The sequence below is a fragment of the Streptodolium elevatio genome, assembly GCF_040649515.1.
Lineage (GTDB): Bacteria > Actinomycetota > Actinomycetes > Streptomycetales > Streptomycetaceae > Yinghuangia > Yinghuangia elevatio.
Window position 1 is genome coordinate 26,620 of the sequence record NZ_JBEZFP010000040.1, and the last position, 24,486, is coordinate 51,105.

26 protein-coding genes are annotated in these 24,486 nt (G+C 71.0%); 18 read left to right on the top strand and 8 right to left on the bottom strand.

Features of this window, described 5'->3' with window-relative positions; all coding sequences use genetic code 11:
- Window positions 1-44 precede the first annotated feature (44 nt).
- Both AB0C36_RS17440 and AB0C36_RS17445 read left to right on the top strand, forming a co-directional pair.
- Window positions 45-197, top strand: coding sequence for a hypothetical protein (locus AB0C36_RS17440; RefSeq protein ID WP_358354911.1), 153 nt, complete (start codon window positions 45-47; stop codon window positions 195-197).
- A gap of 65 nt (window positions 198-262) precedes the next feature.
- On the top strand, window positions 263-688 hold the full coding sequence (locus AB0C36_RS17445; RefSeq protein ID WP_435839063.1) for a GNAT family N-acetyltransferase: 426 nt from the start codon (window positions 263-265) through the stop codon (window positions 686-688).
- Between the two features lie 36 nt (window positions 689-724).
- Here the strand turns inward: AB0C36_RS17445 and trxA are convergent, their stop codons facing one another.
- The 3 genes from trxA to AB0C36_RS17460 form a co-directional block, all read right to left on the bottom strand.
- Window positions 725-1,045, bottom strand: coding sequence for a thioredoxin (trxA, locus tag AB0C36_RS17450; RefSeq protein ID WP_358354914.1), 321 nt, complete (start codon window positions 1,043-1,045; stop codon window positions 725-727).
- Window positions 1,042-1,488 carry a MerR family transcriptional regulator gene (locus AB0C36_RS17455; protein ID WP_358354916.1) on the bottom strand — a complete coding sequence of 149 codons (447 nt, stop codon included), beginning with the start codon at window positions 1,486-1,488 and terminating at the stop codon, window positions 1,042-1,044. The genes trxA and AB0C36_RS17455 overlap by 4 nt, the downstream gene beginning before the upstream one ends.
- A 138-nt stretch (window positions 1,489-1,626) precedes the next feature.
- Window positions 1,627-2,388 (bottom strand): SDR family NAD(P)-dependent oxidoreductase, encoded by a 762-nt coding sequence (locus tag AB0C36_RS17460; RefSeq protein WP_358354918.1) that lies wholly within the window; start codon window positions 2,386-2,388, stop codon window positions 1,627-1,629.
- Between the two features lie 405 nt (window positions 2,389-2,793).
- On the opposite strand from AB0C36_RS17460, the gene AB0C36_RS17465 reads away from it, so the two are divergent.
- The 6 genes from AB0C36_RS17465 to AB0C36_RS17490 all read left to right on the top strand — a co-directional run bounded on the left by AB0C36_RS17465 (window position 2,794) and on the right by AB0C36_RS17490 (window position 10,386).
- Window positions 2,794-4,083: a sensor histidine kinase gene (locus AB0C36_RS17465; protein WP_358354921.1), complete on the top strand. Its 1,290-nt coding sequence runs from the start codon at window positions 2,794-2,796 to the stop codon at window positions 4,081-4,083.
- Complete coding sequence (locus AB0C36_RS17470; protein ID WP_358354924.1) at window positions 4,047-4,691, top strand: response regulator transcription factor; 645 nt, start codon at window positions 4,047-4,049, stop codon at window positions 4,689-4,691. The genes AB0C36_RS17465 and AB0C36_RS17470 overlap by 37 nt, the downstream gene beginning before the upstream one ends.
- A 254-nt stretch (window positions 4,692-4,945) precedes the next feature.
- Entirely contained in the window at window positions 4,946-7,162 is a 2,217-nt protein-coding gene (locus AB0C36_RS17475) for an MMPL family transporter (protein ID WP_358354927.1), read from the top strand.
- 394 nt (window positions 7,163-7,556) lie between these two features.
- Complete coding sequence (locus tag AB0C36_RS17480; RefSeq protein ID WP_358354930.1) at window positions 7,557-8,969, top strand: sensor histidine kinase; 1,413 nt, start codon at window positions 7,557-7,559, stop codon at window positions 8,967-8,969.
- On the top strand, window positions 8,954-9,625 hold the full coding sequence (locus tag AB0C36_RS17485; RefSeq protein WP_358354932.1) for a response regulator: 672 nt from the start codon (window positions 8,954-8,956) through the stop codon (window positions 9,623-9,625). The genes AB0C36_RS17480 and AB0C36_RS17485 overlap by 16 nt, the downstream gene beginning before the upstream one ends.
- 296 nt (window positions 9,626-9,921) lie before the next feature.
- Entirely contained in the window at window positions 9,922-10,386 is a 465-nt protein-coding gene (locus AB0C36_RS17490; RefSeq protein WP_358354935.1) for an NUDIX domain-containing protein, read from the top strand.
- 61 nt (window positions 10,387-10,447) lie between these two features.
- Here AB0C36_RS17490 and AB0C36_RS17495 read toward each other — a convergent pair whose 3' ends face one another.
- The 3 genes from AB0C36_RS17495 to AB0C36_RS17505 form a co-directional block, all read right to left on the bottom strand.
- Window positions 10,448-11,344 (bottom strand): LysR family transcriptional regulator, encoded by an 897-nt coding sequence (locus AB0C36_RS17495; RefSeq protein ID WP_358354938.1) that lies wholly within the window; start codon window positions 11,342-11,344, stop codon window positions 10,448-10,450.
- A gap of 765 nt (window positions 11,345-12,109) precedes the next feature.
- The gene (locus tag AB0C36_RS17500) at window positions 12,110-13,234 is read right to left on the bottom strand and encodes a cystathionine gamma-lyase (RefSeq protein WP_358354940.1); all 1,125 of its coding nucleotides are present in this window, start codon (window positions 13,232-13,234) and stop codon (window positions 12,110-12,112) included.
- 79 nt (window positions 13,235-13,313) lie between these two features.
- Entirely contained in the window at window positions 13,314-13,688 is a 375-nt protein-coding gene (locus tag AB0C36_RS17505; RefSeq protein ID WP_358354943.1) for a phage holin family protein, read from the bottom strand.
- 123 nt (window positions 13,689-13,811) lie between these two features.
- Between AB0C36_RS17505 and AB0C36_RS17510 the strand changes: the two genes are divergently transcribed.
- The 4 genes from AB0C36_RS17510 to AB0C36_RS17525 all read left to right on the top strand — a co-directional run bounded on the left by AB0C36_RS17510 (window position 13,812) and on the right by AB0C36_RS17525 (window position 17,037).
- A complete protein-coding gene (locus tag AB0C36_RS17510; RefSeq protein WP_358354946.1) occupies window positions 13,812-14,129 on the top strand; it encodes a cupin domain-containing protein in 318 nt (105 codons plus the stop codon).
- 232 nt (window positions 14,130-14,361) lie between these two features.
- Window positions 14,362-15,024, top strand: a complete 663-nt coding sequence (tenA, locus tag AB0C36_RS17515; RefSeq protein ID WP_358354949.1) for a thiaminase II — start codon at window positions 14,362-14,364, stop codon at window positions 15,022-15,024.
- Window positions 15,025-15,212: 188 nt separating this feature from the next.
- Complete coding sequence (locus AB0C36_RS17520) at window positions 15,213-15,407, top strand: hypothetical protein (RefSeq protein WP_358354952.1); 195 nt, start codon at window positions 15,213-15,215, stop codon at window positions 15,405-15,407.
- A 184-nt stretch (window positions 15,408-15,591) separates the two neighbouring features.
- Window positions 15,592-17,037, top strand: a complete 1,446-nt coding sequence (locus tag AB0C36_RS17525; protein WP_358354955.1) for a chloride channel protein — start codon at window positions 15,592-15,594, stop codon at window positions 17,035-17,037.
- A 24-nt stretch (window positions 17,038-17,061) separates the two neighbouring features.
- On the opposite strand, the gene AB0C36_RS17530 is transcribed toward AB0C36_RS17525, so the two are convergent.
- Entirely contained in the window at window positions 17,062-18,480 is a 1,419-nt protein-coding gene (locus AB0C36_RS17530; protein WP_358354995.1) for an SPFH domain-containing protein, read from the bottom strand.
- A 286-nt stretch (window positions 18,481-18,766) separates the two neighbouring features.
- Between AB0C36_RS17530 and AB0C36_RS17535 the strand changes: the two genes are divergently transcribed.
- Both AB0C36_RS17535 and AB0C36_RS17540 read left to right on the top strand, forming a co-directional pair.
- Entirely contained in the window at window positions 18,767-19,678 is a 912-nt protein-coding gene (locus tag AB0C36_RS17535) for an NAD-dependent epimerase/dehydratase family protein (RefSeq protein ID WP_358354957.1), read from the top strand.
- Between the two features lie 23 nt (window positions 19,679-19,701).
- A complete protein-coding gene (locus AB0C36_RS17540; protein ID WP_358354959.1) occupies window positions 19,702-20,559 on the top strand; it encodes an RNA polymerase sigma-70 factor in 858 nt (285 codons plus the stop codon).
- Window positions 20,560-20,627: 68 nt separating this feature from the next.
- Here AB0C36_RS17540 and AB0C36_RS17545 read toward each other — a convergent pair whose 3' ends face one another.
- Window positions 20,628-21,869 (bottom strand): serine/threonine-protein kinase, encoded by a 1,242-nt coding sequence (locus AB0C36_RS17545; protein ID WP_358354961.1) that lies wholly within the window; start codon window positions 21,867-21,869, stop codon window positions 20,628-20,630.
- Window positions 21,870-21,914: 45 nt separating this feature from the next.
- Between AB0C36_RS17545 and AB0C36_RS17550 the strand changes: the two genes are divergently transcribed.
- Genes AB0C36_RS17550 through AB0C36_RS17565 form a run of 4 tightly spaced genes read left to right on the top strand, consistent with a single transcriptional unit; the run spans window position 21,915 to window position 24,484 of the window.
- Window positions 21,915-22,208 (top strand): Scr1 family TA system antitoxin-like transcriptional regulator, encoded by a 294-nt coding sequence (locus AB0C36_RS17550; protein WP_358354963.1) that lies wholly within the window; start codon window positions 21,915-21,917, stop codon window positions 22,206-22,208.
- 50 nt (window positions 22,209-22,258) lie between these two features.
- Window positions 22,259-22,405, top strand: a complete 147-nt coding sequence (locus tag AB0C36_RS17555; protein ID WP_358354997.1) for a DUF397 domain-containing protein — start codon at window positions 22,259-22,261, stop codon at window positions 22,403-22,405.
- The gene (locus AB0C36_RS17560) at window positions 22,384-23,235 is read left to right on the top strand and encodes a 1-aminocyclopropane-1-carboxylate deaminase/D-cysteine desulfhydrase (RefSeq protein ID WP_358354965.1); all 852 of its coding nucleotides are present in this window, start codon (window positions 22,384-22,386) and stop codon (window positions 23,233-23,235) included. Before AB0C36_RS17555 ends, AB0C36_RS17560 begins: the two co-directional genes overlap by 22 nt.
- Before the next feature lie 40 nt (window positions 23,236-23,275).
- The gene (locus AB0C36_RS17565) at window positions 23,276-24,484 is read left to right on the top strand and encodes a hypothetical protein (RefSeq protein ID WP_358354967.1); all 1,209 of its coding nucleotides are present in this window, start codon (window positions 23,276-23,278) and stop codon (window positions 24,482-24,484) included.
- Window positions 24,485-24,486: the final 2 nt, after the last annotated feature.

Here is a 24,486-nt window from a genome sequence, read left to right on the forward strand (position 1 = left end):
GCATGGGTCGGCGGCTGTCGGTCGGGCGGGGGAGGATGGGGGGCATGGTTCAGACTGTGCCGCTGGGGTTGCCGTCGTCGGCGGAGACGTACGTCCTTGATCCGGCGGCGCCGGGTACGTCCGCCTGGTGTTGGGCGCACGAGGACGTGGGGACGTGTGTGTCGGCGGTGATGCCGCGGCGGAAGGACAGCCGGTGAGGTCCGTGGTGACGGTGCGCGTTCGCCGGGCGCGGCCCGACGAGGCCGGCGGGTTGACCCGGCTGATGCACGAACTGAGCGCCTACCAAGGGGAGTACGCCTCGATCATCGACGGCTACGAGGTAGCCCCGGACTATATCGCGCAGAACCCCGTCTACCTCGCCGAGGCGGAGGGCGACGGGGCGCTGCTCGGTTTTTACGGGCTGCTGCTGGAACCCCCGGAACTGGACCTGATGTTCGTCGCCGACCGGGCCCAGGGGCTGGGCGTCGGCAGGCGGCTCGTGGACCACATGCTGCATCGGGCGCACGACGCGGGGGCGGACCACGTCCGGGTCGTGTCGCACCCGCCCGCCGAGCAGTTCTACGTGCGCATGGGCGCCGTACGCGTCGCCGTGCTGCCCCCGCAGCCGCCCAAGGTGACCTGGGAGCGGCCCGAACTGCGGTTCACCGTCGGCGGGGCGGCAACGGCGCAGAGTACATCGACGGCTTAGCGAGCGCGTCGTCGGTATAGGGAGCGTTTCGTCGGTCTAGAGCACCTCGTCCAGTTCGGCCAGGAGGCGGCGCTTGGGGCGGGCTCCGACCAGGGACTTCACCGGCTCGCCCGCGCGGAAGAGCATGAGCGTGGGCATGGAGAGCACGCCGTAGGCGGCGGTCGTCTCCGGGTTGGCGTCCACGTCGAGGCTCACGATGCGGAAGCGGGACTCCTCGGCGGCGATGTCGCCGAGCACCGGGTCGATCATGCGGCACGGGCCGCACCACGCCGCGGTGAAGTCGACTAGGACGGGAGTGTCGGAGGCCAGCACCTCGTCGGCGAAGGTGGCGTCGGTGACGGGGGAGAGAGTGCTCACGGGACGGGGTCCTTTCGAGGGGAGAGCGCGGCGGAGTCGCACGGGGCCAGCTCGCACTTGGGGTCGGGGCCGCCCGGCGTACGCGCGGCGGCCTCCACTTCGGCGCGGGCCAGTTGGACGGCGACCTCGGCGCGCACCCGCATCATGCGGTCGATGCAGAGGTCGAGTTCGGCGAGCTTGGCGCGGTAGACGTCGAGGGAGGCCGGGCAGGAGTCGCCCGCGGGGTGGCCGGCCTGGAGGCATTCCACGAAAGGACGGGTGTCCTCCAGTTCGAAGCCGAAGTCCTGCAGCGTCCGGATCTGGTGCAGGAGCCGCAGGTCGTCCTCGTCGTACTCGCGGTAGCCGTTGACGGTGCGCCGCGCCGGGAGCAGTCCGCGCGCCTCGTAGTAGCGAAGCGTGCGGGTGGTGGTGCCCGCCCGTTCGGCCAGTTCTCCGATGCGCATGAGCGCTCCTCCCGCGTCCTCCCGCGTCGTCGGCTCCGACGCTAGACCTTGACGTCGACGTCAAGGCCAGCGCCGGAGCCGGCCGCGCGATTCCCCCGGGACCGGGAGCAGGGGAGTGGGCGCGGGAGTGGGTGCGGTTCAGCGCGCCGTGAAGCCGCCGTCGATGGCGAGGGCTGCGCCGGTGATGAAGGACGCTTCGTCGCTGAGCAGGTACGCCACGAACGAGGCGATCTCCGCGGGCTCCGCGATCCGGTTCACCGGGTGCAGGGACGCGATGTGCGCGTGCGCCTCGTCGCTGGTGAGCATGGTGGCGCGGGCCAGCGGGGTGTCGACGCCGCCGGTGGCGATCGCGTTGACGCGTACGCCCTGCTCCGCCACCTCCAGCGCGGTCGCCCGGGTCAGTCCGACGACGGCGTGCTTGGCCGCGACGTACGCCGCCACCTCCGGCATGCCGACCACGCCGAGGTTGGACGCGTTGTTGACGATCGAGCCGCCGCCCGACGCGATGACGGCGGGCAGCTGGTGCTTCATGGAGTGGAAGACGCTGGTCAGGTTCTGGGCGATGTCGGCGTCCCAGGCACCCCGGTCGACGGTCGGGACCGGGCCGAACGCGTTCATGCCGCCCGCGTTGTTGAACGCCCCGTCCAGCCGCCCGAATTCGGCGACCGCGGCGGCGGTCAGGGCGGCGGCGTCCTCCTCGACGGTGACGTCCGCGGCAACGAACAGCGCCCGGCCGCCGGCCGCCCGGACCTCCGCGGCGGCCTGCTCGCCGACGTCCTTGCGGCGGGCGCCGAGGACGACGGCGGCCCCCTCCGAGGCGAGGCGGTGGGCGACGGCGAGGCCCATACCCGAGGTGCCGCCGGTGACGATGAAGACCTTGGACGCAAGGCGCGAAGACATGGCTGTGCCTTTCGAAGAAGAAGCAGGCGAAACAGAAGGGGCGCGGCTGGTTCCACCGCCGGCCGACGCGGTGACCGGTCGGGGAGACGGGTCACGGCAATCGGTCGGTTGATCGGACGATCAGGCGACCGACCTGCGCCGGTGTCCGGCGGCCGGGCCCTGTGCCGCCGTCACCACCACAAGACTGCGCGTCCGCCTCAAAACCTGCTGGCGGTAATCGGACCTCGCGTGACCAGCGGAAATCGGACCCGGCACCATGGCACGCCGCCATGGCAGGGTGGGCCTGGGCCCACCCCGTTCCGGGGGCCCGGGCCAGTGCCCGCGAGGCCCGGGATCGGCAGACTCCTTGGTGTAGGAAGAAGAGCCCGCAGGTCGGGGCACGGCCGGAAGTACCGAGGAGGAGTCATGAGTGCAGAGGCCGGTTTCGGCTTCCGGCGCGGGGGGATCGCGGCGCTGCGGGGGTTGTGGCTGGTTCCGGCGATGATCCCGGGGCTGGTCCTGTTCTGCCTGACGGTGACGTTCCTGCCGCTGATGATCATCGGCATCGGCGTGCTCGTCGTTCCGGTGCTGGTCGTCGCCACCCGGTCGCTCGCCGACCTGGCCCGGCGCCGCTCGCTGGCCTGGACCGGGGTGGAGATCCCGCGCCCCTACCGCCCGGAGCCCGAGTACGACCGCGGCATCCCCGGTGTCGTGCAGCGCTGCCGCCACGTGCTCGCCGACCCGGCGACGTGGCGCGACCTGCTGTGGCTGATCGCGGACTGGGTGGTGGGCCTGTTCCTGTCGATCCTGGCGCTCGGGTTCATCGCGCAGGGCGTGTTCGGCCTGCTCCACCCCTTCCTGTGGGAGACGTTGGTCGACGCGGGGGACAGCGGCTGGTACACGTTCCTCAAGGTGGACAGCGACGGCCGGGCGATGCTCGCGGTGCTGCTCGGCATCGCGTACATCTTCATCGGCTTCGCCATCGCACCGGCCATGCTCAAGGCGCACGCGGTGTTCACCCGCTCGCTGCTGGCGCCGACCCAGAAGGCCGAGATGCGGCTGCGGGTGGCCCAGCTGACGGTCAGCCGTACCGACGCGGTCGACGCGTCCGCCGCCGAACTGCGCCGCATCGAGCGGGATCTGCACGACGGCGCCCAGGCCCGGCTGGTCGCGATGGGCATGAACCTCGGCGCCGCCGAAGCGCTGCTGGAGACGAACCCCGAGGCGGCCCGCGCGCTGCTCACCGAGACGCGTGAGGCGTCCGCCAAGGCCCTCCACGAACTGCGCGACCTGGTACGCGGGATCCACCCGCCGGTCCTCGCCGACCGCGGCCTCGGCGACGCGGTGCGCGCCCTCGCGCTGGAGAGCCCGCTGCACGTCGACGTGACGGTGGACGTACCCGGCCGCCTGGAGGCTCCGGTCGAGTCGGCCGGCTACTTCGCGGTCAACGAGGTGCTGACGAACGTCGCCAAGCACGCTGCCGCGCAGAACGTCTGGATCGACGTGCGGTACCGCGCGGGACGGCTGCGCATCGAGGTGACCGACGACGGGCGCGGCGGTGCGGCGCTGGAGAAGGGCACCGGACTGCGCGGGATCGAGCGCAGGCTCGGTACATTCGACGGGACCCTCGCCCTGGTGAGTCCCCAGGGCGGCCCGACCACGGTCACCATGGAGCTGCCGTGCGTGTTGTCCTCGCCGAAGACCTCGCCCTCCTGAGGGACGGGTTGGTGCGGCTGCTCGAAGCCCACGGGTTCGAGATCGTCGCGGCGGTGGACAACGGACCGGAGCTGCTGAAGGCCCTGGTCGAGAAGAACCCCGATGTTGCGGTGGTGGACGTACGGCTTCCGCCCACCTTCACCGACGAGGGCCTCCAGGCTGCGCTGGAGGCCCGTCGTCGTGTTCCGGGGCTGCCGGTGCTGGTGCTGTCGCAGTACGTCGAGCAGCTGTACGCCCGGGAATTGCTCGCCGACGGCTCCGGTGCGGTCGGCTACCTGCTCAAGGACCGGGTGTTCGACACGGACCAGTTCGTCGAGGCGGTACGCCGGGTCGCGGGCGGCGGCACCGCCATGGACCCCGAGGTGATCGCGAAGCTGCTGACCCGCAGCGCGGAGACCGCGCCGCTGGAGCAGTTGACGCAGCGCGAGCGCGAGGTGCTGGAGCTTATGGCGGGAGGCCGTTCGAACGCGGCGATCGCCAAGCAGCTGTTCGTGTCCGAGGGCGCTGTCAGCAAGCACACGACGAGCATCTTCGGGAAGCTCGGCATCATGGCGTCGGACGACGACAACCGGCGGGTGCTGGCGGTGCTCGCGTACCTCGGTGCGTGACCGGGCGCACGAGACGGCCCGGTATGACGCGATCCGCGAAGTGAAACGCTTTTTCGTTCCCCCGGACGAACTTGCACTACTCCCGTCGGAGTAGCGCCCGAAGTGCGCTTCTGCACGCGGCGTGCGGGCCTGTCATACAGCGGGCGGAACTTATCTGACCTGCGCCTTTTCAGATTGTGTAGGGCGCACATGCCTGCCTACGTTCAATGCTGCCCATCCGCGTGCCCGCGGGACAGCAGCATGAAGGAGACAGCATGTTCGGACGACTCGGAAGGCTCGTCGTCCACAATCCCTGGAAGGTCATCGGGGTCTGGCTCGTGGCGGCGGTCGCCCTCGTGGCGTTCGCCCCGAAGCTCTCCGACATCACCAATCAGGACACGGCGAGCTTCCTGCCCAGCAAGTACGAGTCGGTCCAGGCGGATGACCTCGCCGAGCAGCAGTTCCCGCAGTCCAAGGACCAGAGCGCGCTGATGGTCTTCAAGCGCGCCGACGGCGGAGCGTTCACCGCGGACGACCAGTCCGACGTGAAGGGCATCGTCGCGAAGCTGGCGGAGAGCCAGGTCAAGCCGTTGGCGCCGGGCGCCGAGGCGGAGGTCGGTGCGGTCACCTCGGTGGCGGCCGGGCAGCTCTCCGACAACCAGCAGATCATGCTCGCGAACGCGACGATCAAGGGCACCGCGCAGGACACCGAGGTCAACGACGCCGTCAAGCACCTGCGGGACGCGACCGAGCCGCTGATGAACGGCACCGACCTCAAGGTCGGCTACACCGGCGGTCCGGCGATGAACCTCGACAACGAGGACGCCTTCAAGAAGGCCGAGGCGATCGTCGGCATCGTGACGATCGTGCTGATCCTCGTGCTGCTGCTGGTGATCTACCGCAGCCCGGTCGCGGCACTCATGCCGATCGTGGTGGTCGGCCTGGTCGCGATGGTGGCCCCGGCGGTGATCGCGCTCGCGGGCAAGGCCTTCGGGTTCGAGGTCGAGCAGTCGTTGCAGACGATCCTCATCGTCGTGCTGTTCGGCATCGGCACCGACTACATCCTCTTCCTGCTGTTCCGCTATCGAGAACGCCTGCGGGCGGGGGACGACAAGAAGCAGGCCATGATCGTCGCCGTCGAGCGTGTCGGCGAGGCCATCGCGTCGGCGGCGGGTGCGGTCGTGATCGCGTTCGGCGCGATGCTGCTGGCCACCCTCGGCAGCTTCCGCTCGATGGGCCCCGGCCTGGCCATCGCGGTCATCGTCATGGCCATCGCGGGTCTGACCCTGGTCCCGGCCGTCGTCTCGCTGCTCGGCCCCCGCATCTTCTGGCCCAGCAAGACGTGGCAGAAGCAGCCCGAGGGCACGACGTTCCAGCGCATGGGCAAGCTGGTCGGCCGCCGGCCGCTCGGCGTGGCGGTGGTGTCCGGCGCGATCATGCTCGCGCTGGCGTCCGGAGTACTGGGCTTCAAGGCGGACTACGACCAGATCAGCCAGCTGCCGAGCGACACCGAGTCGGCCAAGGCGATGAAGGACATGCAGACCGGTTTCCCGGCCGGCACGCTGAACCCGACGCAGGTGTACGTCAAGTCCACCGGCGGCGCGACGCTGGACAAGCCGGCCGTCGAGCGCTTCGCGATGGACCTGCAGAACGCCCCGGGCGTCGGCGACGTCAACGAGGTCAACCCGGACGACCCGAACGCCGGCCACGTGAAGTACAGCGCGGACGGCAAGGCGGCGGAGATCAAGCTGGTCCTGGAGGAGAGCCCGTACACCAACAAGGCGCTGGACACGATCGATCCGCTGCGCGACGCGGCGGACCGGGCGGCGCCGCCGGGCACCGACGTCCTGGTGGGCGGCGCGACGGCCGCGTTCACGGACGTCCGTGAGGCGACCAACCACGACATGAAGGTCATCTTCCCGGTGGCCGGCCTGCTGATCGCGCTGATCCTGGGCCTGCTGCTGCGCAGTGTCGTGGCACCTTGGTACCTGATGCTGGCGGTGGTCCTCGGCTACGCGGCGACGCTGGGCGCGACGGTGTTCGTGTTCCAGATGCTGCTGGACCACGCGGGTGTGATGTTCATGCTGCCGATCATGATCTACATGTTCGTGGTCGCGATCGGCACGGACTACAACATCCTCATGGTCGCCCGATTGCGCGAGGAGGCGAAGGAGGGGAACGAGCCACGCCAGGCCGCGGCACTCGCGGTCGAGCACGCCGGTCCCTCGGTGGCCGCCGCAGGTGTCATCCTTGCGGGGACGTTCGCCTCCCTGATGTTTGCGGGAATCAGCATGATGACGGAGATGGGTTTCGCGGTCTCCGCCGGCATCTGCATCTCCGCGTTCGTGATGTCGATGTTCCTGGTGCCCGCGGTCACCGCACTGATCGGACACGCCGCCTGGTGGCCCGGTCACGGCGACCGGCCCGATCCCGGGCACGGGGGACGCGGCGAGGAGGACCGCGAGCCGGTCCTCGTCGGCGGGGGGCGTTGATCCCGTACACCGTGAAGGACCCTGAGGAGAAGTGATGCAGCAGCAGGACGGCCCCGTGCGCGACGCCGCGCGGGGCCGTCCTGCGCCTGCGTCCGCGCCTGCGCCTGTGCCCGCGCCCGGGACGAATGGTGATGCCGTCGGTGGGTCGGGTGCCGCGGGCGCGTCTGGTGCCGGGGCTTCACCTGGTTCCGCGGGTGCGTCCGGTGCTGCGGGCGCGTCTCGTCCCGTTGAGGTGCTTGGTGACTCCGGTACGGATAGTGCCGCGGGTACTGGCGGTGCTGTGCGTACGGGCGGCACCGCGGGTACGGGCAGTGCTCCGGGTACGGGTAGTGCCGCGGGTACGTCTGGGGCTGGCTCGGCCGCCTCGGCTGACTCGGGGTCGGACGCCGTCGGCGTGCCGGGTGCTGCTTCTCCCTCCGCGTCCGTTGCCGCGCACGCGCCCGGCCCGGTCATCACCCCGGTTCTGCCCGGCCGGGCCTCCGCCGCTGTCTCCGAGCACACGCCTACGTCCCTCCCGCGCCGCCCCGGCGGCCCGTGGGTGGAACGGCTGCGGGTGCTGCGCGAGCGGCCGTGGGCGTTCGACGCGCTGCTCACCGCGTTCACGATCTGCGCCGTGATCGGCGGGGCGCTCGCCCAGCCGAAGGAGCACGCCCAGGTCATCGGCCACCCGAACGCCTTCAACCTGGCGCTCGGTGTCGTGACGTGCCTGCCGCTGCTGATCCGCCGCCGCCATCCGCTGGTCGTGCTGGCGCTCACCGAACTCGGCCAACTCGCGTACCTCGCTGCGGACGGGCGCGAGGGCTCGATCCTGATCCCGACGCTCATCGCGATGTACACGGTGGCGTCGCGGGAGGGACTGCGCCGGTCGCTGTGGATCGCTTCCGCGGTCGCGGTCGGGCACACGGTGATCCGGCTGACCGTGCTGGGCACGGCGTTCCTGCGCCCGGAGAACTACCTGTCGGCGGTGTGGCTGTACCTGCCGGTCGCGGTCGGTGAGGCGGTACGCGCCAAGCGGGCGTACTGGGCCGAGGTGCAGGCCCGCCTCGCCCGTGCGGACCGTGAGCGCGAGGAGGAGGCCCGCCGCCGCGTCACGGCCGAGCGCATGCGCATCGCGCGCGAACTCCACGACGTGGTCGCGCACAGCATCGCGATGATCAACATCCAGGCCGGGGTCGCCGCGCACGTCATCGACCAGGACTCGGGGCAGGCGAAGCAGGCGCTGGTGCACATCAAGGAGGCGAGCCGCGACGCGCTCGCGGAGCTGCGTACGACGCTCGGCGTGCTGCGCCAGGACGGCGACAGCGACACTCCGACCGAGCCGACGCCGGGGGCGGAGGGCATCGGGGCGCTCGTCGCGTCGTTCCGTACCGCCGGGCTGCCGGTGTTGTTGCAGGTGACCGGCGAGCAGCGGGCACTGCCCGCGCCGGTCGGGCTCGCGCTCTACCGCATCGTGCAGGAGTCGCTGACCAACGCGGTCAAGCACGCGGGGCCGGGGGCGGAGGCGACGGTGCGGATCAGCTACCAGGCGTACTCGGTACGCCTGGAGGTCGCCGACAACGGATTCGGCGTCGCCGCCGAGCAGACCGGGGACGCCGCCGCGGACGCGACGGGCCACGGCACCGGGCACGGCGTGCTCGGCATGCGCGAGCGCGCCACCGCCGTGGGCGGGACCTTGGGCGTGGGTCCGCGCGGCGGTGAGCGCGGGTTCCTGGTCACCGCGGAGCTGCCCACCGAAAATCCGCCCATCGCGGCAAGCGGGCCGACGCGTCCGAAATCTACGGAGGGAAGCAAATGGTCCGGGTGCTGATCGCGGACGACCAGTCGTTGGTCCGTGCGGGGTTCAAGGTGCTGATCGGCTCGGATCCCGAGCTCGAGGTGGTCGGCGAGGCCGCGACCGGCGCCGAGGCGGTGAAGATGGCGCGCGAGACGCGGGCCGACGTCGTGCTCATGGACATCCGGATGCCGGAGATGGACGGTCTGGAGGCGACCCGGCGGATCGTCGGCGACGAGGACCTCGCCGGGGTGAAGGTGCTGGTCCTGACGACCTTCGAGGTCGACGACTACGTCTTCGAGGCGCTGCGGGCGGGGGCGAGCGGCTTCCTGGTGAAGGACACCGAGCCCGCCGACCTGCTGCGGGCCATCAAGACGGTCGCGTCGGGCGAGTCGCTGCTGTCGCCGGGGGCCACCCGAGCACTGGTCAGCCGGTTCCTCTCGCAGCCGGAGCCGAAGGTGGCCGCGCCGGATCGGCTGACCGCGCTCACCGATCGTGAGCGCGAGGTGCTGGCACTGGTCGCGTCCGGGATGAGCAACGACGAGATCGCCGAGCACTTGTTCGTGTCCCCGCTGACCGCCAAGACGCACGTGAGCCGCGCGATGGTGAAGCTGGGGGCGCGCGACCGCGCGCAACTGGTCGTCATCGCCTATGAGTCGGGGGTTGTACGGCCTGGTCCGCAGGCGGGCTGACATCGGGTGGGGGCGGGTGTGACCCTCCGGCTCGCGTGTCGGGCCTGGGTCCGGTCTGCGGTGGCGGGATTTGGTCGCGGGTTTCGGTGGCGGGTCCCGGCGTTGGGTTCGGCCATTGGGTTCCGACGTTGGACTGCGCTTCGACGTGGGCTCGGGCACCGGTTATCGGTGTCGGATTCCGGAGTCGGGGCGCGGGTGCGCGTCCGAACGGCGGGATGACGCGGTCGTCCAGGCATGAATCGGGCCGCTGATCGGAATGATCCGTTCAGGTACCCCGGAAAGCCTTGGAGCGCCCCATGCGGGAAGTGGTCAAACGGACGGCTCGCGCGATCCTGCTCGACGACGAGGACAGGCTGGTCCTGATCAAGCGCACCAAGCCGGGGCGCACGCCGTATTGGATCACCCCGGGCGGCGGTGTCGAGGCGGGGGACACCACGGTCGCCGAGGGCCTGCGGCGTGAGGTGTTGGAGGAGCTGGGTGCGAAACTCGCGTGCGGCGTCCCGGCGTTCGTCGACACCGTGCCTGAGCCCGGCGGCGGCGTGAAGGTCCAGCACTTTTTCGCGTGCCGGCTGGAGTCGATCGACCCGGGGCTGCGGCACGGGCCGGAGGTGGAGGAGCCGAACGGCGCGTACGAGGTGGTGCGCGTGCCGTTCACGCCCGAGGGGCTGGCCACGGTGGACGTGGTTCCCGCGACGCTCGCCGCATATCTGACCGCGAACATCGAGGGCATTCTGACGCTGCTGGAGCGCGACCTTCAGTAGGTGCCGGTGGGTGCGGGCGGCTGCCGTGCGGATGCGGGGAGGTGCGTGCCGCCCGCGCGCGTCACCACTCGGCGGCGCGCGCGACCAGCCGGGCGTGCAACTGGGCGAGGTGCGGGCGGCTGAGCTCGCCCGTGCGTACCGCCAGGAACAGCGTGCTGAGCGGTGGGACTTCGGGCTCCAGCAGCGCCACGACCGACGTGTCCGCCAGCGCGTCCGCACACAGGTAGCGCGGCAGCACGGCGATGCCCGCGCCCGCGCGCACGCAGTCGAGCACCGCACGCAGGTCGGGCACGACAAGTCCGGCCGGCGACGTGGGCTTGGTGTCGAACACGCTTGCCCAGTACCGCTCGACGAGCAGTTGTTCCTCGTTGTCGGAGATGAGCGGGGCGCCGTCCAGCGCGCTGGGCCCGCCGGCTTCTATTCGGCCGCGGGGCAGCAGTTCGGCCCAGCGCGGGGCGCCGACGAGGACGTACTCCTCGTCCGCGAGCGGGGTCGAGGAGATGCCGCGGCCGCGCGGCCGGACGTCGGAGACGACGATGTCGTGCCGGGCCGCGGCGAGTCCGGTGAGCAGGTCGTCGCCGGAGCCGAGGGTCACCCGCAGGCGCAGGCCCCGGCGTACCAGGTCGGCGAGCGCGGGCAGGACCCGGCGGCCGGTGACCTCCGGCGGACCGGCCAGGTGCACGGTGTGCTGGAGGGGATCGGTGCCGAGCACGTCGCGCGCGGTGATCTCCTCCAACGCGTCGAGGTGCGGGGCGAGTTTCGCGGCCAGTTCGTCGGCGACTGTCGTCGGCGTCACGCCGCGGGGGAGGCGCTGGAAGAGCTGCCGCCCGACCTGCTTCTCCAGGCTGCGGATCTGCGCGGTGATCGCGGGCTGCGAGAGGTCGAGCAGGTGCGCGGCGCGGGTGAAGGACCCCGCCCGGTGCACCGCAAGGAACGTGCGCAGCAACGTCAGATCCACTGACCCCCCTCGCCGTTCAACCCCACCCGCGCGTTCCCCGGTGCGGGATACGCGTGTTGCTCCCTCATGAAGTGTCGGCCCCGCACGGGGCCAGTGTCATCCTTGACGCGCCTGGGGGCGTGAACAAGTCGTTGTGCACCGGATCCTGGGGTAATGACCGGAAACCGTCGAGGGTTGACGTGATCTTGTGACGAAGGCGGGTCTTCGGTGGCCTGCGATGACCTCCGCCCTGCCCGCCCTTCCTTGCCTCGGGAACGTCCGCCGCCGCCCCAAGGTGCCGACCGCGACGCCCGACCACCCGAAACAACGAAGGCCCACCGCGTTCGACGCCGCGTTCGACGTCCAGGCTCAACCGCGCTCAGCCGCGCCAGGCTCGGTACCACGCTCAACCCCGCCAGGTTCAACAGTGCCACGTTCGACGCCAAGTACGACGCCAAGTACGACGCCAAGGCGGAGTCGGGTGGCGCGGAGTCAGGTGCGGAATCGACCGAGGAATCCGGCGCGGAATCACGCGCCACGTCACGAGCGGAGCCGCGAGTCAACTGGGGCCCGGCCTCGCGAGCGAAGCCCAACGCAGCGTCAAGCCCGGAGTCCCGCGGGGCGCCACGATTCGTGTCGACAAGCAGTCACCGCCGGTGTCGACCCCCGTATCGATCCCCGTATCGATCCCCGCATCGACCCCCGGGTCAACGTCCGTATCGACGTGCGTATCGAGGTCCGTCGTCCGTGTCGAGATCCGTACCGACGTCCGTACCCAGCTCCGCGTCAGGCACGATCCTCGAGCGCGGCATCAAGCGCCTGAGCCACGTCGGCGATCAGGTCCTCGGTGTCCTCGCACCCGACGGAGAAGCGGATGAAGCCCGCCGGAACATCGTCGCCCGGCCAGCGTCCGCGACGCTCGGCCATGCTGTGCGTCGCCCCGAAGCTGGTGGCGACCGCCGTCAGCCGCAGCGCGTCGAGGAAGCGCTCGGCGTGCTCGCGGCCCGGAAGTGTGAACGCCACCACGCAGCCGTACCTGCGCATTTGCCGGGACGCGACAGCGTGCGCCGGGTCGTCGGCGAGACCGGGATGGCGTACGTCGCCGACCTCGGCCCGACCGCGCAGCCACGTCGCCAGTGCGAGGGCGTTGGCCGCCTGTCGGTCGACGCGCAGGTGGAGGGTGGCCAGCGAGCGGTGCGCGAGCCATGCCTCCATGGGACCGGGAATGCCGCCGGTCATCGTGCGCCAGCCGCGCACCCGGTCGGCGACGGCCCGGTCCGCGCAGGCGACGTAACCGAGCAGGATGTCGCTGTGCCCGGTCAGGGCCTTGGTGCCGCTGGCCACGGACAGATCCGCACCCAGCGCCAGCGGGTTCTGCCCGAGCGGTGTCGCGAGGGTGTTGTCGACGGCGACCAAGGCGCCTTCGGCATGCGCCAGTTCGCACAGCCGGGCGATGTCGCACACGTCGAGGCCCGGGTTGGACGGCGTCTCCAGCCACACCAAGTCGGCCCCTCGCAGGGCCGTGGCCTGCGCGTCGGCGGCGGTCGGGGCCAGGCGTACGGTCACTCCGCGCGCGGCCAGGTGGTCGCCGACCGCGCGTGTGGCCGGGTACCCGTCGGACGGCAGGACGACCGTGGCCCCCGGCTCCGCGAGTGCGAGCAGCGCTCCCGAGACGGCCGCCATGCCCGAGGCGAAGGTCACCGTGGACGCGGCGTCGGCGCCTTCGAGTTCACCGACGGCCTCTTCGAGCGCGACCCACGTCGGATTCGCATACCGCCCGTACTGGAACGGACCCTCCGGATCGCCGCTCATATGGAACGTGCTGGCGAATACCGGGTTGTTCCCGAATGGACCTCCCGGGTGAACCGTGGGAAGTCCGGCATGTACGGCGCGCGTCCCGTCCGAGGTCATGTCGCTCCTTGACTGTGGTCCTTCGCCGGTTTCGTCACCCGTCCGCGCGAAGTTTCACGTGAAACATCCAACCGACTCGTCAGTCGCGGTCCAGAACCAGGTTGAGGAACCAGCTGACGAGCGAGATCACCAGGGCACCGAGCAGCGCCTGCCAGAACCCTTCGACGTGGAAGCTCAGATCGAGCTTGCCGGACACCCACGAGGTCAGCCACAACATCAGGGCGTTGATCACAAAGGTGATCAGCCCGAGCGTGAGGATGAACAACGGTAGCGAGAACAACTTCACGATCGGCTTGATCACGATGTTGATGACACCGAAGATCAGCGCGACGAACAGCACCGTGAGGGCTTTGTTGCCCCACGAGTCGCCCGTGATGTTCACACCGTCCACGACCACCGCGGTGATCCAGATGGCCGCCGCGTTGACGATCAGCTTGATGACGAGGCTCTTCATGTCCGCATCGTGTCAGGTCAGGCCATCTGTTGTGAGGAGAGGGGCGGCGAGCCGACCGGCTGTGTCGTATCTTCTGCACGCAGCGGTCCCGCGGGGACCACGGTCCGTGAGGAGACACCCGGAGTGAAGGCGTTCCGACTCGACGATCTCGACCTGGAGCGGGCCCAGGAGCGGGGTGCGTACCTGCGGTTCCTCAACGAGCGGCACTTCTCGATGGGCCTGTACGCGCTGGAGCCCGGCGAGGTCGACACCCAGAAGCCGCACGGCCAGGATGAGGTGTACGTCGTCATCAGCGGCCGCGCCGCCCTCACCGTCGGGACCGAGGTGACGGACGTCGCGCGCGGCAGCGTTGTCTTCGTCCCGGCCGGTGTCGAGCACCGCTTCCAGCGGATCACCGAGCCCTTGCGCGTGCTCGTCTTCTTCTCACCACCGGAGTCGTGAGCCGACCCCGTCCCGCGGCCCGTCCCGCGCGCCCAGCCCCGCGCGCCCCGTCCCGCAACCGGTCCCGCGCCGGGCACCGCAATCGGCCCCGGTTAGGGTGAACCGAACACCAGCACGCCTGACCGGCGAGCCGCACAACCCAACCGAAGTACCCAACCGAAGCACCCAACCGAACCACCCAACCGAACCACCCAACGCACTACAGCGAGCCGAACGAGAGAGGGGCAGAACCGTGGCGTTCCGCGACGAATTGTGGTCGGCGATCGACGACGTCTACGCGGAGATCCTGGCCCACCCCTTCCTCCAGGGCCTGACCGACGGCTCGCTGCCGCCCGAGGCGTTCCGGCACTACGTCGTCCAGGATTCGCACTACCTGCGCGACTACGCGCGCGCACTCGCGGTGTGCGCCGCGAAGGCGCCCGACGAGGACGCCGTACGCCAGTTCGCCTCGGACGCCGCCGGAGCGATCGCCGCCGAGCAGGCCATGCACGCGGAGTTCATGACCGCGTACGGCAGTTCCGCCGCGCAGGCGGCCGCCGAGCCGGTGCTGCCCACGACGCGCGCGTACACGAGCTACCTGCTGGCCACCGCCTACGGCGGTTCCTTCGCCGAGGGCCTGGGCGCGGTCCTCCCGTGCTACTGGATCTACGCGCGCGTGGGCGAGGCGCTGCTCGAGAAGTCGTCGCCGGACCCGCTGTTCGCGCGCTGGATCGCGACGTACGGCGACGAGGAGTTCCAGTCGACGGTACGCGCGGTGCTCGACCTCACCGACCGGGTCGGCGCCGACCTCTCGGCCACCGAGCGGGCCAAGGTGATCGCGCACTTCGTGACGACGTCGCGCTACGAGTGGATGTTCTGGGACGCGGCCTGGCGCCGCGAAGCCTGGCCGGTCTGAGGCGACCCGCCCGGAACGCGTGCTCCCCAACCGGCCGCGCGAACCGTCCGCGTCCGCCGGGGAAGGACGCTCCGCGCGGGAACCGCACACACTACGTGTGACGTCACCGGTCACGGGCAGATAGCGAGTGCCCGGCCGACGGACCACCGTCCTCGGCGTACCGTCCGCGACTTCGTGTGGGGGATGCCATGGGTGCCGTACCCGCGTGGCTGCGCATCGGCGTACCGGTTCTCGTACTGCTCATGATCGGCGCGCTGCTGATCTGGATCATCGGCGCGTTCCTGGGATTCATCGTCAAACTGCTCGTCGGCTCTGTGATCGTCATCGGCTTCGTCGCCCTCATAGGCGCCGGCAACACTCGCGACCGCCAGGTTTCACGCTGACGCCTCCCGAGCACGCCGCCCCGTACGGCTGGTGACTCACGCCGCAGGGCAGGGCTCCTTCCGCAGGATGCGGCTCATGCTGCCGAACCCAGCGGTTAATAGGCTGAAATAGGTCGAATGTCTGATTTACTGCCGCCACGGGCGCGCTGCGGCGGGCAGTGGATCGGACGGACGGACCCCACACATGAGCGAGCCGCAGCAGACGATGCCGCTCCAACGGCTCCTCACCGACCCCGCGGTCCTGCGGCTGCTGCTCATCGCGGCGCTCGTCGGCATCCCGGTCTCGCTGGTCGCGTTCGGGTTCGTCAGCCTTGTGCACGAACTCCAGCACTGGATCTGGGAATCCGCGCCGGACGCGCTCGGCTACTCGCGCGCTCCCTGGTGGTGGGGCCTGCCCACGCTCGCTCTCGCCGGACTGCTGGCCGCGCCCGTCATTACGCGACTGCCCGGGGCGGGCGGCCATGTGCCGGTGCACGGCCTCGGCGGCGCGCCGACTCCGCCGCGTGAGGCCCCCGGCGTCGCGCTCGCTGCTCTGGCGTGTCTGCCGCTGGGCGTGATGCTCGGTCCGGAGGCCCCGCTCATGGCACTGGGAAGTGCGGTCGCGCTGCTCGCACTTCCCGCCGCCCGGCGGGCCAGGCATCCGCAGGCCGCCACGGTGCTGGGTACGGCGGGATCCACCGCGGGAATCGCCACCATCTTCGGCAGTCCGCTGATCCCGGCGGTCATGATCCTGGAAAGCGTTGCCCTGGCCGGCTCGGCCCGCGTTGTCCTGCTTCTGCCCTGCCTGCTGGCGAGCGGGGTGGGCGCCCTGGTGTTCACCGGGTTCGGGCACTGGACGGGGCTGGAGATCGGCGCGCTGTCGCTGCCCACGAAGCCATCCGTGGGGCTGCCGGACGCGGGCGACTTCCTGTGGGGCATCCCGATGGCCGTCCTCGTCGGCCTTCTGGTTGCCGCGGGCCTCGCGATCGGCCGCCGCAGCGAGCGCTGGACCAGGTTGTCCGGCCCGCGCATCTTCGCGTGTGCCATCGCGGTCGGCGTCTGCATCACCCTGTACGCGCTGACCACCGACCGCTCGCCCGAAGAGGCCGCGTTGTCCGGCCAGGCGACCGTCGGCCTGCTGGCGGCTGATCCCGGCGGGTGGGCGGTCCTGGCCCTCGTCGCGCTGGTCGCCGCCAAGACCCTGGGGTGGGGCATCGCGTTGGGCAGCCTGCGCGGCGGACCGATCTTCCCGGCCATCATGATCGGTGCCGCCGTCGGCATCGCGTGCGGTGCGCTGCCGGGGTTCGGCATGGGCCCCGCGCTCGCGGCCGGCATCTGCGCATCCGGAGTCGCGGCGACCCGCCTGCCGGTCACCGGCATTGTGCTGGCCGCCGCGCTCCTCGGCGGCGAGGCGGTCGACCTCATGCCGATCCTGGTGATCTCGTCGGTCACCGCGCTGCTGACGGTGGTCGCCCTGGAACGCCTGACCGCCGGCACCGCCGACTCCCCGCAGGCCTCGCCTCAGGCCCCGCCGCAGGACGACCCCCCGCAGGCCTCGCCGCAGGACGACCCTCCGCAGGCCTCGCCGCGGAACCCACCACAGAACCGACAGCAGGACCCACCGCAGAGCTCCCCGAAAGACCTCTCGTAGATCTCCCCGCAAGCCCGCGCCCGCTCACGCCCCTTCGGTGTCCAGCCTCACCGGCGCGACCGGCGCGACCGGCGCGACCGGCGTGCCGTTCTTCTGTCCGGCGACGCCGTTCTCCTGGGCCGGGTTCATCGACGCAAGCAGCTGCCGCGCGAGCCCGAGCCCGGTGCCGCCCATGGTCAGCGCCTTGGCGAACATGTCCGACATCCCATCCGCGCCGTTCAGCAGCACCATGTGGTCGACGTTGCCGAACGCCTCGGCGCCCGCCCGTACGATCTCCGGCCAGTTCTCCGCCAACTGCTGGGCGATGACCGCGTCCTGGTTGTCACGCAGCGCTTCCGCGCGGGCCTTGATCGCGGCGGCCTCCGCGAGACCGAGGGCCTTCGCGGCCTCCGCGGCGGCCATGCCGCGCGCCTGGTCGGCGTCCGCCTCGGCGGTGCCGACGGCTCGGGTCGCCTCGGCCTGCGCGAGGCCGCGTACCTTGGCCGCGTCGGCCTCGGCCTCGGCGGCGGCGCGTACCCGGGTCGCCTCGGCGGCCGCCTGGAGCTCCGTCTCGCGTGCCTCCGCCTGCGCGGCTGAGATGCGCGCGTCGCGCTTGGCCTCGGCGACGGTACGGGTCTCGTACGCCTGCGCGTCGGCGGGCTTGCGTACGTCCACCTGCAACTGCTGCTCGCGCCGCTGCGCCTCCAACTCGGCGGCCCGGGTCTCCTGCACGATCACCTGCTGGCGCGCCGCGGCGTCCGCGAGCGGGCCGGCCTGCTTGGACTCGGCCGCGGCCTTGTCCATCTCGGCCTGGTAGCCCGTACGTTGCAGCCAACTGTCGCGCGTCGCCTCGGCCTTGCGGGCTTCCGCCTCCTGCTCGGCCTCCGTCGCCATGCGGTCCGCGAGCGCCTGCGCGATGCGGGCGTCCCGCTGCACGGCGGCGGCGTGCGGGCGGGCCAGATTCTCGATGTAGCCGGTGGGGTCCAGGATCTCCTGGATCTGGAGCGAGTCGATGATGAGCCCGAGCTTCTCCATCTCGGCACCCGACGACGCGCGCGTCTGCTCGGTGAGCTTCTCGCGCTCCCGGATCAGGTCCTCGACGGTCAGCCCGCCGACGATCGAACGCAGGTGTCCGGCAAAGACGTTGTGCACCCGGTCGACCATCTTCGTCTGCTGGTCGAGGAACCGGCGCGCGGCGTTGGCGATCGAGATGTAGTCGTCGCCCACCTTGAAGATCACCACGCCGCGCAGGTGCACCGGGATGCCCTGCTGCGTGACGCATTCGACGGCGAGGTCGGCGGCGTTGAGGTCGAGCGAGAGCTTGCGTACCGCCTGCACCCCGGGCAGGACGAGGGTGCCGCGTCCGGTGACGATGCGGAACCCGAGTCCTTCCCCGATGCCCTCCGTGCGGTGCCGCGAGCCGGAGATCAGCAGCGCCTCGTTCGGCTCGGCGACGCGCCACATCAGCTTGAACACGATGACGACCGCGAGCAGCAGCACAACTGCCGTCACGATGATCCCGATGGCCACGGACGTCCCCCCTTTCGCGCACCGCTGAGCGGCCGGCGGCACGCTCGCCGTGCGGTGCGTCGCTTCGGAGTGTGCTCCCCGCCCGATCTACCTCCAAGGGGGAAGTCCGTTACGAACACTGCCGATTGAAAGATCGATGGAGATCCCTCCGCGACCCCGGGAGGTGGTGTGACGCGGGTCACAGTCGAAAGTGTCACGTTCGGAGGGGAGTGTTTGTCCCATGGCCATGACTGACACCAAGAACGTGCTGCTGGCAGGGGCGAGCGGGGTCCTCGGCGGACACATCGCCGACGCGCTGAACCGGTCCGGGTACCACGTCATCGGGCTGGGCCGGGGCGCCGGCGCCGACGTGACCGCCGACCTGATGGACCGCGAGCAACTGCTGAGAGCTGTCGACGGCCTGGAGGTGGACGCGGTGGTGCACGCGGCCACCGCGCTGCGCGAGGCGCCCATGCGCCACAAGGACATGTTCGCGACCGACGACCTGCGCATCCTGGGCACACGCAACCTGATGGAGGCCGCGCAGGAACTCGGCGCCCGCCGGGTGATCGCCGAGTCCATGGTCTTCGGGTACGGCTACCGCGACTTCGGCGACCACGTCGTCACCGAGGACGACCCCTTCGGCGCGGCCGGCGACCGGGGCGTGGCCCGGCACATCGAGGCCATGCGCGTGAAGGAGAGCATGATGCTCGGCACCCAGGGCATCGAGGGAATCGCCCTCCGTTTCGGGCTCTTCTACGGGCCGGGCGGCACCGAGGGCATCGTGCGGCTGCTGCGCGACAAGAAGCTACCGGCCGTCAACGACCACGGGCGCGTGCTGCCGTGGGTGAACCTCGTGGACGCCGGCGAGGCCGTCGCGCTGGCGGTCGAGGGTGGTCGGGCGGGGGAGGCGTACAACATCGTGGACGACGTGCCGACGGGCTTCGGCGCCCACGTGCGCGAGGTCGCCGAGGCGTTCGGGACGCCGCGGCCGATGCGGGTCCCGGCGCTGATGATGCGGCCGATGTCGTACGCGTACCGGATGGTCACCGCCGGCATGCGGGTGGCCAACGCCAAGGCGAAGGAAGAACTGGGCTGGGAGCCGCGGTACCCGGATTCCGCGGAGGGCCTGCGCGCCCTTGCCGCGTCGTGATCACCGGTGCGACGGTGAGGCCCATGACCGACGTCTTCGAGGAGCACCGGCGCCTGCTGTTCGGCACCGCGTACCGCATGCTCGGCAGCGTGGCCGACGCCGAGGACATCGTGCAGGACGCGTGGCTCAAGTGGAACCAGGCCGACCGGTCCGCGGTCGACCACCCCAAGGCCTACCTCGTGCGCACGGTCACCAACCTCAGCCTCAACCGCCTCAAGTCGGCGCAGGTGGCGCGCGAGGCGTACGTCGGGCCGTGGCTCCCCGAGCCGATCCTCACCTCGCCCGACGTCGCCGAGGAGGCCGAGTTGGCGGACACCGTCTCCATGGCGGTGCTGGTCGTGCTGGAGACCCTGACCCCGACCGAGCGCGCGGTCTTCATGCTGCGCGAGGTCTTCGGCTACTCGCACGCCGAGATCGCCGAGGTCATCGGCAAGTCCGAGGCGACGGTCCGGCAGCAGGCGCACCGCGCCCGTGAGCACGTGCAGGCCCGCCGTCCGCGCTTCACCGCGGACGCCGCCGAGCAGCGGGAGATCGCCGAGAAGTTCCGCGAGGCGTGCGCGGGCGGCGATCTCAACGGCGTGCTCGCGCTGCTCGCCCCCGACGTGACCACGTGGTCCGACGGCGGCGGCGTCGTCACCGCCGCGCGCCGCCCGCTGCACGGCCCGGACCACGTCGCCCGCTGGCTGCTCGGCGTGCTCGCCAAGCCGGAAGTGCAGGGCGTCGAGATGCACATCGCCGACATCAACGGCGAGGCCGGCCTGCTCCTGACGCTCGGCGGCACGAACGTCGGCGCGATCAACTTCGACGCGTCCCCGGACGGCCGCATCGCCGCGATCCGCATGGCCCTCAACCCGAACAAGCTCCGCGGGCTCCAGCCGTAGGGCAGGGCTCCAGCCGTAGGGCAGGGCTTCTGTCCGGCAGGCCCGGCAGGTCCGGCAGGGCGACCCGGTCAGCGCTCGAGTTCTCGTGAGTGGTCCGTCCCCGGCGCCGGGGGTCGTACGCGGGACTCCCGGCGCGGGCGATCGACGCCGTACGCGGATTCCTGCGCGTGGCCCGGTCTCTGCGTCTGTCCCTGCGCCTGCCCCTGCCCCCGCTCGCGCGGCGCGGAGGTATCGGGGTGCGGACCCTGTACGAGGTTGCCGTCGACCCGGGTGAGACCGATGACGCCCGGAAAGTCCCGTGGTTCTTTCCCCGGCAGCGCATCGCTGCGCGCCTCCGGGCGGGGCGAGTCAGCGGACTCGCCCCGCTCATGGCGCGCCGCCTCGGGAGCGGAGGCATCAGCGCGCCTGCTCTCGGGCGCGGGTCCCGGCCCCCGCCCGAGCCCGGGGCCGCGCCCGAGCCCGGGCCCAGGCTCGGATTCGGGGCGATCGACGACCGCGGACAGCCGTTCCAGAACCTCGTCCGCGGACTGCGGCCGTCGGGCGTACTCCCGGGACAGGAGCTGCGCCACGACGTCGCTCAGCTCACGAGGAGTGTCAGGAACGACCTGGCTCAGCCTGGGCGGGACCTCGCGCTGCTGCCGTGCCAGCCGCCGCCTGGCGCGTCCGGGGAACACCGGACGCCCGGTGGCCATTTCGTGCATCACGACGCCGAGTGAGTAGAGGTCGGTGGCAGGTCCGCCGTGGGCCATCCCGCCGAGTTCGGACGGGACGCGTTCGGGTGCCGCGTACCCCGGCGTGTACTCCCTGGGGGAGAGGTCCGGCTCGCGCGTGTCGATGGGCGCGGCGACGCCGAAGTCGATCAGCTTCGGCCGGTCGCCGGGTTCGATCAGCACGTTGCCGGTGTCGATGTCCCGGTGGATCCAGCCCGCGTCGTGCACGGTCTTGAGCGCGGACGCCAGTTGCGCCCCGATGAAGGCCGTCCGCTCCGGCGTGAACGGCCCCTGGCTCTCCAGGAGTTCGGCCACCGTCGACCCCTGCACGGCCTCCATCGACAGGTACGCCTCGCCCGGTGCCGTCTCGAAGTCGAACGCGCGCACGATGTTCGGATGCCGCAGCCCGGACAGCAGCCGCCCCTCCTGGGCGAACCGCGCCATCTCCTCGTAGGACCTGCCGCCCGGCAGCTTGACCGCGACCACATGCCCGCGGACCTGGTCGTACGCCGCCCAGACGCCACCTGTCGCGCCGCGCCCGATCTCCCGTACCGGAATGAACCGGGCGGGCAGGGAAGGGCCTTTCCCTTTGCGTGCCATCAACCTTCCGTCGGCGCGGGCGACAAAGCGGCGAAAGTCGATCATATGCTTGCCGCGAACCGAACTGCCCTGCCAGGAAAGTCGTGTTCGTGCCTTGCCGACGAAGGGGTGTGGGCTCTATGTCCCCGCTCCACACGCTCAGGCGCCGCCGCAGTCCCGCCCGACTTCGAGGCGAATGCCACCAGCGTCGTCTATACCGAACACGCAGGCGGTATGAACGCCTACCACCTGCCCCACGATGTCCGGCGTCACAAGAGAGAGGCGGCGCGCCTGAAGGCGCTCGCATTGTCGCCGGAGGAGTCGCTCTCCACGATTCAAGCTAGGCTTCGAGAACTGTGATCGACAACGAATTTGCATGGCGGACGTCGTCCTACTCCGGCAACGCGGAGGTGTCCGAGTGCGTCGAGGTCGCGGCATGTGCCTCGGTGACCGGTGTCCGTGACACGAAGGACCGCGGTCGAGGCAACCTCACCGTTCCCAACCGCTCCTGGCCGGCCTTCCTCTCGGCGATCAAGTGTCCGCACTGCACGAGCTGAACGACGAACGGTTCGCGTCCCGCGGGCTCCGGTTGTGGATCATGCGGGACGACCTCGTCCATCCCGAGCTGCCCGGCAACAAGTTCCGCAAGCTCAAGTACAACCTCGTCGAGGCCCGCGAGTGCGGGCACCGCACCCTGCTCACCTTCGGCGGGGCGTACTCGAACCACATCCGCGCCACCGCCGCGGCCGGGGCGCTGCACGGGTTCGCGACGATCGGTGTCATCCGCGGCGACGAGTTGGCCGGCAAGCCGTTGAACCCGTCGCTGGCCTACGCCGCCGAGCGGGGGATGCGGCTCGTGTTCGTGGACCGGGCGGCGTACCGGCGGCGGGCGGAGTCGGCGTACCTCGACGAACTGCGCCAGGAGTACGGCGACTTCTTTGCGATCCCGGAAGGCGGCAGCAACCCGGCGGCGGTGCGCGGATGCGCCGAACTGCCGTCCGAGATCGACGTCCCGTACGACGTGGTCGCGGTCGCGTGCGGGACCGGCGGCACGCTGGCCGGGATCGCCGCCGGGCTGCCGTCCGACAAGGCCGCGGTCGGGTTCGCGGTCCTCAAAGGGGACTTCCTCGCGCGAGACGTCGCGGAGTTGCAGCGGCAGACGTACGGCGAGACGCGCGGTAGCTGGCGCGTCGACGGCTCCGCGCACTGCGGCGGATACGCCCGTACGACCCCCGAACTCACCGCCTTCCTCGCCGACTTCGCGCGGCGCCACGGCATCGCGCCGGACGAGATCTACGTCGGCAAGATGCTGTACGGCCTTTTCGCAGCCGCGCACCGCGGCGAGTTCGCCCCCGGCACCCGCATCGTCGCCGTCAAAACCGGCTGACCCGGTTGGGCGGCTGCTAGCCTCCGCGGTGAGGCTGATCATGACGGGGGTCATCGTGAAACTGCTGAGTCGCGGTATATCGGGCGCACTTGCCGCGGTGGCGATCATGCTCACCGGGTGCAGCGACGGCGGTGGCGCACTGCCGGGCGTCGGACCGGTCGCCCCGGCCGACCCGGGAGACCGGAGCGGGTCTGCCCCGTCGGTGCCCGGTGCCGGGCAGCTGTTCGGCCGCGGCACGGTGACACTCATCTGGTGCCGGACCGAGGTTGACGGGGCCGTGGCGTCGATCGCGTCGTACTCGCTCAGCACGGGCCGGGTCGTCGAGCAGCGGCAGCTTGCCTTCAGCCCGGCCGGCGGCCGACCCGAACACCTCTGCAAGTCCAGCTCGATACGCCGCTCGCAGCAGCAGGTTCGCCAGCTCTTCAACGCGGACTACACGCTGGTCGCCGGCACCGCACCCGGCTTCGGGGGAGGAAGCCAGGCCGACGCCTTCGACCTGCGTACCGGCAAAGCCGCCGGACCGCCGCCGGACCAGGACGCGTTCAGCGACGCGCCGAACGACATCGAGCCGCTGTTCAAGCCCGGCACCAACACCCTCTGGTACCAGCCCAAGGGAGGCGGGCGGATCGTCTCCCGGGAGGCGGGCACCGACCCGGGTACCGCGGTCGAGGCCGCCACGACCGAGCAGCGGTACCCCGGGTTCGTCTTCGCCGGCGACAAGCTGTGGACACCCCTGGGCGGCAACGGAGTGCAGGTGAGCGCCACTTCGGTCAACCCCTCGGCGACCGCGGCGGCCAACTGGGACGACGTCTCCGACCTCCGGGTGTCCCTGCCGGGCGAGGACCCCGAAGTCGCCGGCAAGGCCGGCCAACCCGGCTATCACAACGAAACCGTGCTGCCCGGGAGCGGCGACGTCCCCGACGGCTGCATGCCGCGCTTCTGGCGCAGCGACACCGTCCACGTCTGCGCCACCGACACCCGGCTGGTGCAGATCACGTTCTCGGACGACTTCGACGCCGTGACGGCCGTGGAGGACCTGCTGCCGGCCAACTCCCGTACCAACCAGGGCGCGATGCTCTCGCCGGACGGCAAGAGCGTGGTGTTCCTGTCCGGGAACGGCACTACGTCCTCCGTGCCGGCCCTCTACCGGCTGGACCTGGACACCCCCAACGCGGCGCCGGTGAAGATCTGCGACGTCAACGGGCCTTCCAACGAGGGCCGGGGAGCGACCGTGGTCGCGTACGAGTAGGG